This is a genomic window from Pseudomonas sp. KBN10P06128 (assembly GCF_037574945.1).
Classification (GTDB): domain Bacteria; phylum Pseudomonadota; class Gammaproteobacteria; order Pseudomonadales; family Pseudomonadaceae; genus Pseudomonas; species Pseudomonas aeruginosa.
Window position 1 is genome coordinate 972,045 of record NZ_JBBELR010000001.1, and the last position, 14,663, is coordinate 986,707.

Annotated in this window: 14 protein-coding genes; 4 read left to right on the forward strand and 10 right to left on the reverse strand. The window is 68.6% G+C overall.

Annotation, left to right across the window (positions count from 1 at the left end; all coding sequences use genetic code 11):
* Positions 1–34: 34 nt before the first annotated feature.
* Positions 35–787, forward strand: a complete 753-nt coding sequence (locus VQ065_RS04505; protein WP_003093411.1) for an SDR family NAD(P)-dependent oxidoreductase — start codon at positions 35–37, stop codon at positions 785–787.
* A 16-nt stretch (positions 788–803) separates the two neighbouring features.
* Here the strand turns inward: VQ065_RS04505 and VQ065_RS04510 are convergent, their stop codons facing one another.
* The 6 genes from VQ065_RS04510 to VQ065_RS04535 all read right to left on the reverse strand — a co-directional run bounded on the left by VQ065_RS04510 (position 804) and on the right by VQ065_RS04535 (position 7,685).
* On the reverse strand, positions 804–2,483 hold the full coding sequence (locus VQ065_RS04510; RefSeq protein ID WP_003110144.1) for a GMC family oxidoreductase: 1,680 nt from the start codon (positions 2,481–2,483) through the stop codon (positions 804–806).
* Positions 2,484–2,637: 154 nt separating this feature from the next.
* Positions 2,638–3,942: a carbohydrate porin gene (locus tag VQ065_RS04515; protein ID WP_003093407.1), complete on the reverse strand. Its 1,305-nt coding sequence runs from the start codon at positions 3,940–3,942 to the stop codon at positions 2,638–2,640.
* Positions 3,943–4,026: 84 nt separating this feature from the next.
* Positions 4,027–4,752 (reverse strand): SDR family NAD(P)-dependent oxidoreductase, encoded by a 726-nt coding sequence (locus VQ065_RS04520; protein ID WP_003093405.1) that lies wholly within the window; start codon positions 4,750–4,752, stop codon positions 4,027–4,029.
* Between the two features lie 14 nt (positions 4,753–4,766).
* Positions 4,767–5,825, reverse strand: a complete 1,059-nt coding sequence (locus VQ065_RS04525; RefSeq protein WP_023098443.1) for a 2,3-butanediol dehydrogenase — start codon at positions 5,823–5,825, stop codon at positions 4,767–4,769.
* Complete coding sequence (locus VQ065_RS04530) at positions 5,822–7,081, reverse strand: MFS transporter (RefSeq protein ID WP_340080360.1); 1,260 nt, start codon at positions 7,079–7,081, stop codon at positions 5,822–5,824. The genes VQ065_RS04525 and VQ065_RS04530 overlap by 4 nt, the downstream gene beginning before the upstream one ends.
* A 70-nt stretch (positions 7,082–7,151) precedes the next feature.
* Positions 7,152–7,685: a 2,4'-dihydroxyacetophenone dioxygenase family protein gene (locus VQ065_RS04535; protein ID WP_003093399.1), complete on the reverse strand. Its 534-nt coding sequence runs from the start codon at positions 7,683–7,685 to the stop codon at positions 7,152–7,154.
* Between the two features lie 318 nt (positions 7,686–8,003).
* On the opposite strand from VQ065_RS04535, the gene VQ065_RS04540 reads away from it, so the two are divergent.
* Both VQ065_RS04540 and VQ065_RS04545 read left to right on the forward strand, forming a co-directional pair.
* Positions 8,004–8,963: a helix-turn-helix domain-containing protein gene (locus tag VQ065_RS04540; RefSeq protein WP_003093398.1), complete on the forward strand. Its 960-nt coding sequence runs from the start codon at positions 8,004–8,006 to the stop codon at positions 8,961–8,963.
* A 47-nt stretch (positions 8,964–9,010) separates the two neighbouring features.
* Positions 9,011–9,427: a PaaI family thioesterase gene (locus tag VQ065_RS04545; RefSeq protein WP_003104529.1), complete on the forward strand. Its 417-nt coding sequence runs from the start codon at positions 9,011–9,013 to the stop codon at positions 9,425–9,427.
* Between the two features lie 9 nt (positions 9,428–9,436).
* Here VQ065_RS04545 and VQ065_RS04550 read toward each other — a convergent pair whose 3' ends face one another.
* Together VQ065_RS04550 and VQ065_RS04555 are read right to left on the reverse strand one after the other, a co-directional pair.
* A complete protein-coding gene (locus tag VQ065_RS04550) occupies positions 9,437–10,549 on the reverse strand; it encodes a Rieske 2Fe-2S domain-containing protein (RefSeq protein WP_003111028.1) in 1,113 nt (370 codons plus the stop codon).
* A gap of 28 nt (positions 10,550–10,577) precedes the next feature.
* Positions 10,578–11,543: a PDR/VanB family oxidoreductase gene (locus VQ065_RS04555; protein ID WP_003093396.1), complete on the reverse strand. Its 966-nt coding sequence runs from the start codon at positions 11,541–11,543 to the stop codon at positions 10,578–10,580.
* A 173-nt stretch (positions 11,544–11,716) separates the two neighbouring features.
* Between VQ065_RS04555 and VQ065_RS04560 the strand changes: the two genes are divergently transcribed.
* Positions 11,717–12,508, forward strand: a complete 792-nt coding sequence (locus VQ065_RS04560) for a helix-turn-helix transcriptional regulator (protein WP_223218622.1) — start codon at positions 11,717–11,719, stop codon at positions 12,506–12,508.
* 43 nt (positions 12,509–12,551) lie between these two features.
* Here the strand turns inward: VQ065_RS04560 and hpaC are convergent, their stop codons facing one another.
* Positions 12,552–13,064 carry a 4-hydroxyphenylacetate 3-monooxygenase, reductase component gene (gene hpaC / locus VQ065_RS04565; RefSeq protein WP_003093392.1) on the reverse strand — a complete coding sequence of 171 codons (513 nt, stop codon included), beginning with the start codon at positions 13,062–13,064 and terminating at the stop codon, positions 12,552–12,554.
* A 29-nt stretch (positions 13,065–13,093) separates the two neighbouring features.
* A complete protein-coding gene (gene hpaB, locus VQ065_RS04570) occupies positions 13,094–14,656 on the reverse strand; it encodes a 4-hydroxyphenylacetate 3-monooxygenase, oxygenase component (protein WP_003104533.1) in 1,563 nt (520 codons plus the stop codon).
* Between the last annotated feature and the right edge of the window lie 7 nt (positions 14,657–14,663).

The following is a 14,663-nucleotide window of genomic DNA, read 5'->3' on the forward strand; positions in this document are numbered from 1 at the left end:
GCGGGCCTATCGCGTCCGCTCATGGAGAGATTACATGGATCTGCAACTCGCACAGCGCAGGGTGCTGGTTAGTGGCGGTTCGCGCGGTATCGGCCGCGCCATCGTCGAACATTTTCTCGCCGAAGGGGCCGAGGTGGCCTTCTGCGCCCGTGGTGAGGCGGGCGTGGCCGAAGCAGCGGATTGCTTCGGCGAGCGTGCCTTTGGCATGTCTGTGGACATCACCGACCCGCAGCAGGTGCGCGGTTGGGTAACGCGCTCGGCGCTGCACTTGGGCGGCATCGACATCGTTGTGCCCAACGTCAGCGCGCTGGCCGGTGGCGGAGACCTGGACACCTGGCGGCGCGCTTTCGAGACCGACCTGCTGGGCAGCGTGGGCATGGTCGCTGCCGCCCTGCCGTGGTTGAAACGCTCCGAGGCTGCCTCGGTGGTGCTGATCTCCAGTGTTTCCGGCCGCGAGGTGGACATGTTCGCCGAGCCCTATGGCGTGCTCAAGGCGGCCCTGGTCCACTACGGGAAGACGCTTGCCAGCCGCCATGCGGAGGACGGCATTCGGGTCAATACGGTGTCGCCGGGCAACGTCTATTTCGAAGATGGCGTATGGGGCGCGATCGAACGGGATAGCCCGGAAACCTTCGCCCGTTGTCTCGCCGCCAATCCCATGGGGCGCATGGCGCGACCCGACGAGGTGGCGCGGGCGGTGCTGTTCCTGGCCAGCCCGGCGGCCAGCTTCACCACCGGAACCAACCTGCTGGTGGACGGCGGGTTGACCCGGGGCGTGCAGTTCTGAGCAGAGTGCCGGAGGCTCAGGCCTCTACCAGCTCCGGCGCATCCCGCCGCTGTTCCGTCGGCGCATGGGGCGCCGGCTTGCCGAGGATCAGGTCGGCGGCCTTCTCGCCGATCATGATCGCCGGGGCGTTGGTATTGCCGGTGATCAGCGTCGGCATGATCGACGCATCGGCCACCCGCAGGCCTTGCAGGCCGTGCACGCGCAACTGGTCGTCGACCACCGCGAGCTGGTCGTGGCCCATCTTGCAGGTGCCCACCGGATGGAACACGGTGCCCAGGTTGGCGCGGATCCAGGCCTCGATCTGGCCGCGGCTGGAAACCTGCGGGCCCGGTACCAGCTCGCCCTTGAGGTGACGGGCGAAGCTGCGGCTGGCGGCCAGTTTGCGGACCAGTTGGAAACCCTGGACCAGGGTATCGAGGTCGGCAGGGTGGCTGAGGAAGTTGGCTTCGATCAGCGGCCGGTCGTGCGGGTCCGGCGAGTTCAGGCGGACCCGCCCGCGGCTCTGCGGGTGCATCACCGCGACGTGCAGGCTGACCCCGTGGCCGAAGGGGACCAGGCGCTGCGGCTGGTTCTTCAGCGCGGGGGCGACGATCAGACCCAGCTCCGGGGTCTCTGCCTGCGGGTCGAGGCGGAGGAAGCCACCGGACTCGACGGTGTTCGAGGTCAGCGCCCCGCGCCGGCCGAACAGGTACTGCCAGGGCGAGCGCAGCAGCGGCAGCCAGCCCTTCGGCGAGAAACCCAGGCCGTAGCCGAGCTTGGCCTCGGTGCGGTACATCAGCACGATGTCCTGGTGGTCCTGCAGGTTCTCGCCGACCCCAGGCAACTCATGGCGCTGGACGATGCCGTGGCGCGCCAGTTCCGCCGCCGGGCCGATGCCGGAGAGCAACAGGAGCTGCGGCGAGTTGATCGAGCCGGCGCTGAGGATCACTTCGCGGCGTGCCTGCAATTGCACGACCTCGCCAGCCTGGCTGATCTCCACGCCGGTGGCGCGGGTACCTTCCAGCAGCACGCGCAGGGTCAGCGCCGAGCTGAGCACGGTGAGGTTGGGCCGCGCCAGGGCCGGGTGCAGGAAGGCGCGCGCCGCGCTACAGCGTTCGCCGTTGACCTGGGTGACGTGGAACGGGCCGATGCCTTCCTGGCGCTCGCCGTTGAAGTCGGCGTTGTACGGCCAGCCCATTTCCTCGGCGGCCTGGAAGAACACCTGGTTGATCGGCCCCGGGCTGCGCTGCGCGGCGACGTTCAACTCGCCGCCGCGGCCGTGCCAGGGCGATTCGCCCGGCTCGAAATGTTCCGAGCGGCGAAAGTAGGGGAGCAGCTCGTCGTAGCTCCAGCCACGGTTGCCGAGGGATGCCCAGCGGTCGTAGTCGTGGCGGTCGCCGCGGATGTAGATCATCCCGTTGATCGCGCTGGAGCCGCCCCAGACCTTGCCGCGCGGGCAGGCGATCGGCTGGTTGGCGGTGCCGGGCTGGGCGGCGAAGCGATGCATCCAGTTCCACTTCGGGTTGGCGATCAGGCGGATGATCCCGGCCGGCGTGCGGATGTAGGCGGCGGGGAGCGGCGTGCGGTCGCTGGGGCCGGCCTCGACCAGGCAGACCGAGACGGCGGGATCGGCGGAAAGACGGTTGGCCAGGACGCAACCGGCGGAGCCGGCGCCGACCACGATGTAGTCGAACGAGCGGCGGGCAGTGGAAGTCATGTCGGCACCTTTCTGGGTGTGCTGCCGGGCCTCGCCCGGCGTTCTTTTTCGCCCCGCGCCCATGGGCGCGACGCTACTCCATTGGACGGGGAAGCGCGCCCGGCCGCTTGTCCCAGCCTGCCGGCGGGCTTGACCGAGGCTGCCAGGCGGCGCGCTAAAGCCCCAGCAGCGAGCCCATGTCGACCATCAGTTGCAGGCCGACGACGAAACCGTCGCCGCTCAGTTCGCGGGCGCCGGGGTTGTAGTAGTTGTCCGGGTTGAAGATGTACTGCACCGACGGCTCCAGCGCGATGTGCGGGGTCAGTGCGATGTGCGCATTGGTTTCCAGGGCGTACACGTCGCGCTGGCCGAGTTTCGCGTCGCCGCCGGCGGCGATCCGCGCCTGGCGCTGGAACTCCAGCTGGTGGTCGTTCAGGCGCAGGTAGCTGGCCTTGAGGTTGAGCTTGTCCCGCGTGCGGTCGAACGGCGCATGGTAGGTCAGGCCCAGCTCGGCGAAATGACGGAACGGCTGCTTGTCGTCGGCCGATACCGACAGCGAGCCGAACAGCCCCAGCGCCCTCGGCGAATCGAGGCGGCCGCCGTCGGCGCGCCAGAACAGCTGCTGGAACTTGAAGAAGCCGCCGGCGCTGCCGTGGTCGCTGGCGCCGGTGAGCGGGTCGACCTGGTTGGCGGTGTTCAGGTAGGCGTTGAGTTCATAGTGCGAGCGGTAGGGATCGAGGCTTTCCTCGCGCTTGTCGCCGATCCCCAGCAGCAGGCTGGTGCCGCTGGCGTCGTCGGTGCCGAAATCGAGGCCATGGCGCTTCTTCAGGTAATCCACCGGGTTGGACTCGAAGGCCCCGGCGTGCAGGTACAGGGTCGGGGTCGCCCGGTACTTCAGGTAGCCGCCCCAGGCGCCGTAGGGCGGCGGCAGGATGCCGGTGGAGGCGTCGATGATCGGGTCATTGCAGGTGACCACGGTCTCGCAGTTGTAGATCAGGAAATAGCGCCGCGCATTGGTGCGTCCGAGATGGCTGTCGAGGCGTCCGCCCAGCCACTGCTGCTGCCAGGTGAGCAGGCTCAGCTGGTTGGCGCCGATGTCGTTGTGCAGCGGCGCGCCGCCGAAGTAGCTGCCCACCGCGCCCTGCCAGCTCGGCCCGGTGGGCTGACCGGTGCCGCGGTCGAGGATGAACAGGGTTTCCTCGATGTGCAGCGAGGCGCCGTCCAGGCCGGCGAGGGTGGCGAGGTCGAGGTCGGCGCCGAGGAACAGGTCGCCGCTGTTGCCGAAGCTGTGCTGGCGCGGGCCGGTGTCGAGGTTCTTCAGCGACAGGCTCCAGAACTGCGCGTGGGTCTTCACGCCGTGGCGCTGGAGTCGTTCGCCGAACCCGGCCAGCGGGCCGCTGCGGCTGTCTTCGGCGGCCTGCGCGGAGAGACCGAGGAAACCGGCGCAGAGCAGCGCCGGCAAGGTGCGGAGGGTTTTCATGGCAAGGCACTCGTCTTGTTGTTGTTCTGTCGTGCGAATCGCTGTCCGCCCCAAGCGGACAGGTGCATCCGGAGCGAAGGCGGCTCAGGCGCAGAGATAGCCGCCGTCCACCGCCAGCACGGCGCCGGTGACGAAGCTGGCGCCGGGACCGCAGAGGAAGGCCGCGGCGCTGGCCACCTCGGGCGCCTCGCCCCAGCGCGCCAGCGGCGTGCGCTGCATGATCCGGCGGGTGGCCTCGACGTCGGCCTTGAGCCCGGCGCCCAGCGGCGTGTCGATCCAGCCGGGGGCGATGGCGTTGACCCGGATGCGCTCGGCGGCATACTCGCAGGCCAGGGAACGGGTGAGCTGGACGATGGCGCCCTTGCTGGCGCTGTAGGCCGGGCGGTCGGCGGAACCGAAGGTGCTGTACATCGAGGCGATGTTGAGGATGCTGCCGCCGCGCTGTGCCAGCAGCGGACGGGCCAGTTGGCTGGCGAGCATGGCGGCGCTCAGGTTGAGGCGCAGCACCCGTTCGAAGGTCGCCAGGTCGTATTCCTCGCGGTCGCGGCTGATGCCGGCGTTGTTCACCAGCACATCCAGGCGCGGCAGCGCTTCGAACAGCCGTTGCAGGCGCTGGCTGTCGGTGATGTCCAGTTCTTCCCGGCGAATCCGCGGATGACGCGGTGCGTGCACGCCGTCGGCGTCCAGGCCGAGGGCGACGACTTCGGCGCCGAGTTCGGCGAACTGCATGGCGATGGCCGCGCCGATGCCGGAGCTGCCGCCAGTGACCAGCACCTGCTGGCCGGCGTAGATATCGTGCTGGAAAACCATCGGCGATCGTTCCTTCAGGCGTCGGCCAGGGCCGGGTTGGGATTGACCAGCACCTTGACCTGCGACTTGTCGCGCAGCAGGGCCTCGAAACCGTGCTCGACGGCCTGCTCCAGGGGCACGCTGCGGGTCACTGCGCGGGCCAGGTCGAGGCGGCCATCGGCGAGCAGGGCGATCAGCTCCGGGTAGGCGTCGCGGTAGCCGACGCTGCCGAGCAGGCGCAGTTCGCGGTTGACCAGGTCGAAGGCGTCCAGCCTGACCTCGCCCATCAGGCTCACCAGCACCAGCTCGCCACCCTTGCGCAGGCTGGCCAGGGCGGCGTCGAGGCTGGCCTGGCTGCCGGCGGCCTCGAAGGCGCAATCGAGCGCGCCGCCTTCGCGCAGGCGCGCCGCCGTGTCGCCGTCACGGGCGTCGAGCGCCCGGCTGGCGCCGAATTCGCCGGCCAGGGCGAGGCGCTCGGGACTGACGTCGACCGCGGCGATGTCCTCGATTCCGCGCAGGCGGGCGAGCATCACCAGCAGCAGACCGATCGGGCCAAGCCCGAACACCGCGCAGCGCTGGCCCGGCGCCAGGCTGCTGCGGCGCAGCGCGTGCAGGGCCACGGCGGCCGGTTCGAGCACGGCGGCCTGGCGGAAGCCCACCGCGTCCGGCAGGCGGTGCAGCATGTAGGCCGGCATCCGCGCGCGCTCGGCGAAGCCGCCGTCGCCCATCAGGCCGATGAAGCCCATCGACTCGCAGAGGTTGTAGCGGCCTTCCCGGCAGTAGCGGCATTCGCCGCAGCGGTATTCCGGCTCCACCGCGACGCGGTCGCCGATGCGCAGTCCCTCCACGCCAGGGCCGAGCGCGGCGACCACGCCGCAGAACTCATGGCCGAGGGTCAGCGGCGCGCGGCAACCGGACAGCGGGTGCGCCTCGGCCTGGGGAATCGAGTGCGGGCCGCTCTGGTATTCGTGCAGGTCGCTGCCGCAGATGCCGCAGTAGGCGACTTCCAGTTCGACTTCGCCGGGCCGCGGCGCCTGGCGTTCCAGTTCGCTCAGGCGGAGGTCGCGGGCGGCGTGCCAGCGCAGTGCTTTCATGGTTGGTTTCCTTGCAGGACGGAGGTAGGCGCGCTGCGCTGGCGCGCCAGCACGGCGGGCGCGGTTTCGCGCAGGAACAGCGAGAGGAACGCGGCGAGCAGGGCGCCGCCGCAGGACATCCACATGACGATGGACAGGTCGAAGCGGTCGGCGGCGAAGCCGGCCACGGTCGGCGCGAGGAAACCGCCGACCAGTTCGCCGAGGCCCATGATCAGGCCGAGGGCGGTGGCGATGACGCTGCGCGAGACGGTCTCCGCCGGGATGGTCGCCATGAACAGGGTGAAGCAGCCGAGCCCGGTGTAGGTCAGCAGCAACAGCAGGCCGAGGCTGGTCGCGTTCGGCGCATAGAGCAGCGCCAGCGGGCAACACGCGGCGAGCAGGGAGAACGCCACCAGGGTCGGCCGACGGCCGATGCGATCGGATATCGCCGGTACGGCGAAGCCCCAGACCACCCAGGCGACGCCCAGGCAGCTCATCAGCCTGCCCATGGTCGCCGGGCTGAAGCCGCGGGCGTTGACCAGGAAGGTCGGGGTAAAGGAAATCAGCACGATGAACCAGGTGACGAATACGCAACTGATCAGGGTGCAGAGCAGGATGTTGCGGCTCTTCAGCAGTGCCAGGCGCTTGCCTTTCGCTTCTTCTGCGCGCGGCGCCGGGCGCTGCGCACGGGGCGGGTCGGGACGCACATGGCGCCAGATCAGCCAGGCGATCAGCAGGCCCGGCAGCAACGAGACGATGAAGGCGTGACGCCAGCCGAGGGCTTCGGCCAGGGCCACCAGCAGCGGCGGGCCGATCACCGCGCCGAGCAGGTCGGCCGCCGAGCCCTGTAGCAGGCCCATGTTGAGGCCGCGGCGATGCGGCGAGGAGGCCTCGACCATCAGCGATTGCGAGAGCGGCAGGATCGGCCCCTCGGCCAGGCCCATGATGCCACGGAACAGCAGCAGGCTGAGGAAGCCGCCGACCAGCCCGGACAGCGCCGAGCACAGCGAGAACAGGATCACCGCCACGATCAGCAGCGGCTTGCGCTGGCCGCGGCGGTCGGACCAGGCGCCGACCAGCGCGCCGGATACCGCCCAGGCCAGGGCCAGCACCGAGGAGAGCATGCCCAGGTGGCTGTTGCTCAGTTGCAGCTCCTGTTCCATGAAGGGAAACAGGAAGGACAGCGCCAGGCGGTCGAAGAAGACGAAGCCGAAGGTCAGGAACAGCACGCAGAGCAGGACGTTTTCGTAACTGGCGGAATTGTTGTTATGCGCCATGTCGGTCTCCAGGCCGGGCGGGCCGGCCGGCGGGGAGGCGCGCATCCGCCGGGGCGGCGCGCGCCCGGGGTCAGCGGAACAGGGAGTCGATGTAGGCGGCGCCGACGCCGATCTTGTCGTAGTGCGCGCGGCACATCGCGATGTAGTCGTGGACGTCGAAGATGCCGTCCGCGTTGCCCTTCTCGTCGAGCCAGACCAGCGGCCCCTTGACGATGAAGAACGCACGCATCGGCTGCTCGTGCTCGTAGGCCACCAGGGTGTGGCCCTCGCCGGGCGTCTCGTAGACGAAGTCGCCGGCGGTGGCGGTCCAGTCGTGCTCCAGGTAGCCCCACTTGCCGCTGATGGTGTAGGCGAACACCTCGTGCGGGTGGTAGTGGCGGTTGACCAGGCCGGCGCTCGTCGCCATCAGGATGTCGCACCAGCGGTTTTCGCTTGGCGAGATCCACAGCGGACGCGACTTCACGGTCTCGGTGAAGGGCACGTAGAGGCGCTCGTCCTCGGTCGGCGCGTTGCGCAGGTAGACCTCGGGCTTGGCGTCCGGCTTGAAGCAGTCGGGAATCGGTTGCAGGTCTTTCCAGAATTCACGGGTGGCGAGTTCGGGCATGGGGCGGCCTCTGTCGTTGTTATCGTCGGGCCGACTCTAGCCATGGGCGGGCCTCCGGGTTTGACCCTGGCGGCCAGGAAACTTGCGCTTTTCGGACATGGCCTGGCGCGACCCGCGACGCGCCGCCAAGCTGGCCTGCCCAGCGTCGGAGCCGGCTGGAGGGCGATTGACGGAGGAAAGGATTCAGATGTTAATGACGGGGTGCCAGGCGCCTCGCCGACCGACCGCGACAGGTCGGCGGAGCGGCCCGGCGCCTGGCCCCGGAGGCCTTGCCTGAGGTCCGGGAGGTCCACGCAGCGTTCGACGAGAAGAATAAAAATGCCCGCACATGCCTTGCTCGAAACCCGGCGGGCCAGCACCCAGGACATTCCCCTGGAGCAGCGGCTGGCGTTCTGGGAGGACTACAACGCTTCCATCCTGGTTGGCCTGAAATGTTCGTCGTATTCCCAGGCCGGCTTCGCCGCGACCCAGGACAACCTCTGCCTCGAACGCCTGCGGCTGGCCCGCATCGGCGGCAACGAGCACGTGGTGGAGCGCGACCGCTCGATGATCCGCGCGGTGCCCAAGGAGTCGATCTTCGTCTCCCTGGTGCAGGGCAGCCAGTCGTTCTTCTACCAGGACAACGGCTGCAACCTCCTGCAACCGGGCGAGCTGGTTATCTACCGGACCGACAAGCCCTACCTGTTCGGTTTTTCCGGACCGATGCGGCAGTTCATCTTCGACATTCCCCAGGACGATTTCGCCGAGCGCTGCCTGCGCGACTTCAAGGGACCGCTGAAGATCGGCGCGGAAAGCCCGGTGCAGCGCCTGCTGGTGCGGACCCTCGGCGAGCGTACCCGGGATTTCCTCGACAGCCCCCATGGCGAGGATGCCGAGCGCTACCAGGAGGAAGCCTACGACCTGCTGGCGAGCATCATCAGCGACCATGCCGGCGAGCACCGTGCCAGCGCCCTGGGCGCGTCCTACCTGCTGGCGGCCAAGCAGTACATCCAGCAGCACCTCGACGAACCCGCCCTGAGCTGCGAGCGGGTGGCCGCCGCCACTGGCGTCTCCAGCCGGCACCTGGCGCGGCTGTTCGCCCAGGAAGGCAGCTCGCCCGGGCGCTACCTGCAGGAGCGGCGCCTGGAGCGCGCCCGCCAGTTGCTCGCCTCGCCCCAGGGCCGGCGCCTGGACGTCGCCGAGGTCGCCTATCGCCACGGTTTCTCCAGCCAGGCGCATTTCGCCCGGGCCTTCAAGGCGCGCTACGGGATGACGCCGAGCGAGGCGCGTGGCCGCTAGACCCGACTACCGTACCTTTCCTCCTCCTACTGCCAAGGACCCGTTCCGTGACCGACAAGAAAGAGCAGATCGCCCGTTTCATCCAGCGCGAATTTCCCCAGACCCGGGTCGTGGTCGAAGCCGTCGGCGAGCGTAGCGCCACGGTCTGGCAGGCGGTCGACGCCAGCGACCTGCGCCCCGGCGGCACGGTCTCCGGGCCGACCCTGATGGCCATCGCCGATGTCGCGCTGTACGTGGCGGTACTGGGCGAGATCGGCATCGTCCCGCTGGCGGTGACCACCAGCCTGACCATCAACTTCCTGCGGCGTCCGGCGGCGGACCGCCGGGTGGTCGCCGAGTGCCGCCTGATGAAGGTCGGCAAGACCCTGGCGATGGGCGAGGTCTCGCTGTTCTCCGAAGGCGACGCGGAACCGGTCGCCCATGTGGTCGGCACCTACTCGATCCCACCGGCGCACCGCCGCTGAGGGCGGCGCTCAGGCCACCCGGTGCGCCGCGCGCTGGCGCGCTTCCTCATCGGCGCGGCGCTTGAGGTAGGTGCGGGTGGCCACCGCCGGCGCGTCGCTGGCGACGGAGATCTCGTAGCTATCCTCATCGGCCTCCGCGAGTACCTTTTCCAGCGCGCCGAGGCCTTCCACGTCCTCGACGAAGGCGGCGAACAGTTGCTCGTGCATGAAAGCGCCGACGGTCTCGTCGTCCTGGGCGAAATCGCGTCCGTGGACGATGAAGTAGTGCATGCTGCCGTGGGTCTCCGGGGTGAGGATGTGCGCCGTGCGGATGTGGAATTCCGGTCGCCGCTCGGCGGGCAGGGCTGTGTCGTAGAAGGTCGCGCTGACCTGGTGCAGGCCTGGCGAGAGAAACTCCGAGGTGGTGATGCGCGCCGCCGTGGGACAGCCGTCGAGGCCGGTGGTGCGGCCCCAGACCGGCGACAGGGTGGTCGGCAGCACGTGCCGTACCAGCCGGTAGTGGCCTTCCTTCAGGTCCAGCTCATAGGGCGCCCCGGCGTAATCCGGGGTGCCGATGGTATTGGCGTGGAGGTAGGTGAGATGGGTCAGGTCCATCAGGTTCTCGTGCATGCTCACGTAGTTGCCCGGGTGTAGGAAGTAGCCCTTGGAGCAGGCCCAGCCCGGATCCTCCAGCCAGGGCCGCTGCGGCAGTCGCTTCGGGTCGGCCAGTCGCGGGTCGCCGAGCCAAATCCAGACCAGCGGGCCGCGCTCCAGAAGCGGGTAGTGACGGATGCCGACGCCGCGCGGACAGGCTTTCTGCGACGGTGTCTCGATCAACTCGCCCTGGCTGTCGTAGCGGAAACCGTGATAGCCGCAGACGATCCCGTCCCCCTCCAGGCGACTGCGCGATAGCGGGAAGGAGCGATGCGCGCAGCGGTCTTCCAGGGCTACCGCCTGGCCGGCGAGGGTGCGATAGAGCACCACGCGCTTGCCGAGCAGAGTGCGCGCGAGCAGTTCGCGGCCGACATCCTCGGCGAAGGCGGCGACGTACCACTCGTTGAAGATGAACGACGTGTCGCGCGTGGCCATCTGCGCGGCGGCCTTGCGTGAACTGGCGATGAGATTGGCGTTGGGCAGGCTCATGAGGCGTCTCCGTGGTTGTTCTTCGGGGTCAGAGATCGAGTTCCAGGTAGTTGCCGCGGCAGCGTGATACGCAGATCAGCAAGGTTTCCCCGCTGGCCCGCTCGGTGTCGGAAAGCACATGGTCGAAGTGCTCCGGCTCGCCGGCGCAGACGCGTGTCTCGCAGGTCCTGCATATCCCGGCGCGGCAGGCGTAGGGAGGCTCCAGGCCCTGTTCCTCGAGGACTTCGAGGATGCTCTGGTGGCTTTCGACGCGCAGGCTCAGGGCGCTGCGGCGCAACTCCAGGCGGAAGGCGTCGGTGCCGCCGGACGAGGACGCCGGCGCTACTGGAGCGTCGAAGCGTTCGAAGTGCAGGCGTTCCGCGCAGCCGCTCCCGGCGTCGCGGATGGCCTGCATCAACCCGTCGGGTCCGCAGCAATAGAGTTCTTCGTCGGCACCTAGGCCGGCGATCAGCGCGGTACTGTCGAGTGGGTCGCCTTCGTCGCTGCAATGCAGCCGCGTCCGTTCGCCACCGAGCGTCATCAGTTCGGCGAGGAAGGCTGCGCGCTGGCGTTCGCGGACCGCATACAGTAGGCGCCAGTCCTTGCCCTGCGCCTGGCACCAGCGAACCATCGAGAGAATCGGGGTGATGCCGATGCCGCCAGCGACGAAACAGTAGCGCGCGGCGTCTTCGCGCAGCATGAAGTGGTTGCGCGGTGCCGCCGCGTGCAGGCGGTCGCCCGTGCGCAGTTGGCGGTGGATGAAGCGGGCGCCGCCACGGCTGTCGTCGCCAAGGCCTATCGCCAGTTGGTAGCGCTGGCGTTCGCGGCAGTCGTTGAGCAGGGAGTAGTGGCGGATCAGGCCGTTGCCCAGGTGAAGCTCCAGATGCGCGCCGGGGGTGAAGGCCGGCAGTTCGGTGCCGTCCACGGCGGCCAGCTCGACCAGCACCACGTCGCGCGCAACAGCGCGGAAATCGGTGACCTGCAGGTGCAGGCGGGAGGAAGGCGATGCGCTCATTGTCGGGGGTTCCTTCGGCAGACATGCAGCGAGGCTAGCGCTCCTCCAGTGCCGGCCTGTCCCCCCAGAGGTGGACAGCGGGTTTACCGGCGTCCGTCGCGGTTGCTAACGTGTCGGTCGAGGCCTGGACAGGACCTGCCCTTCCTCACCCATTACAACAAGAACAACGATGCGTGCCCGCCACCATGATCAGCTTCTGGAATGCCCCGCCGGGGTCGCCGTCGGCGGACCTGCGCCCCTTCGTCGAGCTGGCCTGCGCCTTGGGTGGCGAAGGCTTCCCCGCCGCTCTGCTGGAAACCCTTGGCCATTGGGTTGCCGCCCGTCATTTCAACGTGCTGCGCATCGGTGCACCGCGCCCCGAACTGCTCCTGGCCGGCACTCGCCATCGCGACGCGCAACTAGTGTGGCGCTGCTGGCAGGCCTATTCGCGGTACTACCACAGCCATGACCCGCTGTTCCTGCGCATGCAGCGCCAGCGCCGCGGCCCGGTGCCGCTGCTGGGCCACCTGCTGGCCGAGGACATCGAGTTCGATGCTTACCGCGAGGCGATCTATCGGGACAATGGCCTGAGCGAGCGGCTGTCGAGCCTGCATTGGGACGAGGAAGGCCGGCCGCTGCTGTTCAATCTCTACCGGCACCGCGAGGACGGCTATTTCAGCGAGCGCGAGATCGCCGCCTTCGAGCAGTGGGTGCCGGCCCTGCTGCAACTGCTGAGGGGGCACCTGGCCTTGCGCCGGGGACGCAGCGCGACCGACGAGTGGCGGCTGGCGCTGTTGCACCGGGCGACGGACCTGACACCCCAGGAGCTGGCGGTCTGCCTGCACCTGCTGCGCGGGTTGAGCCATGCCGGTATCGCCGCCGAGCTGGGGCTCAAGGAAAGCACGGTGAAAACCTACCGCAACCGCGCCTTTGCCCGCCTGGACATCCATTTTCGCAGCCAGCTTTTCGCCCTAGTGCAGGGCTGAGGAGGGCCGGACGCCGCCTGTGGGGCGGCTCCGGAGAGAGGGGTCAGGCGGCTCGGCAGGCTCGCTGCAGGCGATGGAAGCTGCGGCTGAAGTAGACCAGGCCGTCGCCCTGTTCGAGGACCTGGATGTCCTCCAGCTCCAGCAACAGCACCGAATGGGTGCCGATCTCCTGGACCTCGGCGATGCGTCCCTGCAGGTTGGCCAGGGCGCCGTGCAGCACCGGCAACCCGGCGAGGCCCTCGCGCCAGTCGTGGAGGGCGAAGCGGCGTTCCATCGGGACCTCGGTCATGCCGGCGAAGTGGCGGGCCACCTCTTCGTGTTCGCCGCTGAGGACGTTCACGCAGAGCCGGCCGTTGGCCTTGAACACCGTGTTCATCTCGCTGTTGCGGTTGATGCAGAGCATCAGCGTCGGCGGGCTGTCGGTGACCGAGCAGACCGCGGTGGCGGTGATCCCGCAGCGTCCGGCCGGGCCGTTGCTGGTGATCACGTTGACCGCCGCCGAAAGATGCGCCATGGCGTTGCGGAAGGCTTGCTGCCTGGGTTCGAGCTGGGACATGGGAATAACCTCCGGAGGCGACGCGGGCGTCATTGGCGGATGCGATCGAGTACGTTGATGTCGTCCGGGTTGTGCAGGTGCGGCACGGTCCAGCCGTTCTCGTCGTAGTCGCCCATGCACTGCTCGACCATGCCGAGCATGCCCTTCATCGCCCCGCTGCCGATCGCCTGGCGCAGGGCCTGCATGCGGATCTCGTCCTGGCTGCCGGCGTAGTTGATCTCGTACAGCTCGTGGCGGCCGCCGAACTCGCTGCCGATGGCGTCCCAGAGCAGCTTGAGGATCTTGATCCGCTCCCGGTGGCCCATGCCGCCGGAGCCGCGGCAATAGGTGGAGAGGTACTTGTCGAGTTGCGGATTGTGCAGGTCGCGAACGCCGGAGGGCAGGTAGATCAGGCCGCTGGCGACCACCTGCTCGATGGTCTTCTTGATCTCCGGGTAGGCCTGCGGCGCCAGCACGCGGTAGGCCTGCAGGGCCTCGGCGCTGGGCAGGAAGGCGCCGCCGTGCCATTCGCTGGCGTTGCCGTACATGGCGTCGGTCAGCGACCAGAACAGGTTGCGCCAGGCCACCACTTCGCCGACCTGCGCCTGCACGCCGCGGAACTCCAGGGAGCCGGTGCATTGCAGGGCCTTGTAGAGGGCGCCGGTGATGAAGTCGAGCTTGACCGCCAGGCGGGTGCAGCCCTGCATCGGGAACAGCCGGCCGAAGCCGCCCTGGGGGAACCACTGCTTGCAGCGCTCGAAGTCGCGGTAGATCAGTACGTTCTCCCAGGGGATGAACACCTTGTCCATCACCAGGATCGCGTCGTTCTCGTCGAAACGGCTGGACAGCGGGTAGTCGAACGGCGATCCGGCGATACCCGCCACCAGTTCGTAGGAGGGGCGGCAGATCAGCTTCATGCCGGGGGTGTTCATCGGCGCGATGAACATCAGGGCGAAGTCGGTGTTGTCGCCGAGCAGTTGCGCCGAACCCTGGCCGACGAAGTTGTAGTGGGTCAGCGCGGAATTCGTGGCGACCACCTTGGCGCCGCTGACGACGATGCCGCCGTCGACTTCCTCGTCCACCGAGATGAACACGTCCTTGACCTGGTCCACCGGCTTGTCGCGGTCGATCGGCGGGTTGACGATGGCATGGTTGAGGTACAGGCAGGCTTCCTGGATGCGCTTGTACCAGGTTTTCGCGTTGTCCTCGAAACGCCCGTAGAAGCCCGGGTTGGCGCCGAGGGCGCTGCCGAAGGCGGCCTTGTAGTCCGGGGTGCGGCCCATCCAGCCGTAGGTCAGCCGCGACCACTCGGCGATGGCGTCGCGCTGCTGGCGCAGTTCGTCGGCGCTGCGCGCGTAGCGGAAGAACTTGTGGGTATAGCCGCCGTTGCCGGTATCGGTCTCCCAGCAGAGCTTTTCCTTGCTCTGCGGATCGTGCAGGGCGTCGTAGAGCCGGGCCATGGAGGCGGCCGCGTTGCGGAAGGCGGGGTGGCTGGTGACGTCCTTGACGCGGTCGCCGTAGATGTAGATCTCACGGTCGTCGCGCAGGCTGGCGAGGTACTCCTCGCCGGTGAACGGACGGGTGGCAGAGGCACGGAAATCTTCGGGTTTCATCATCGTC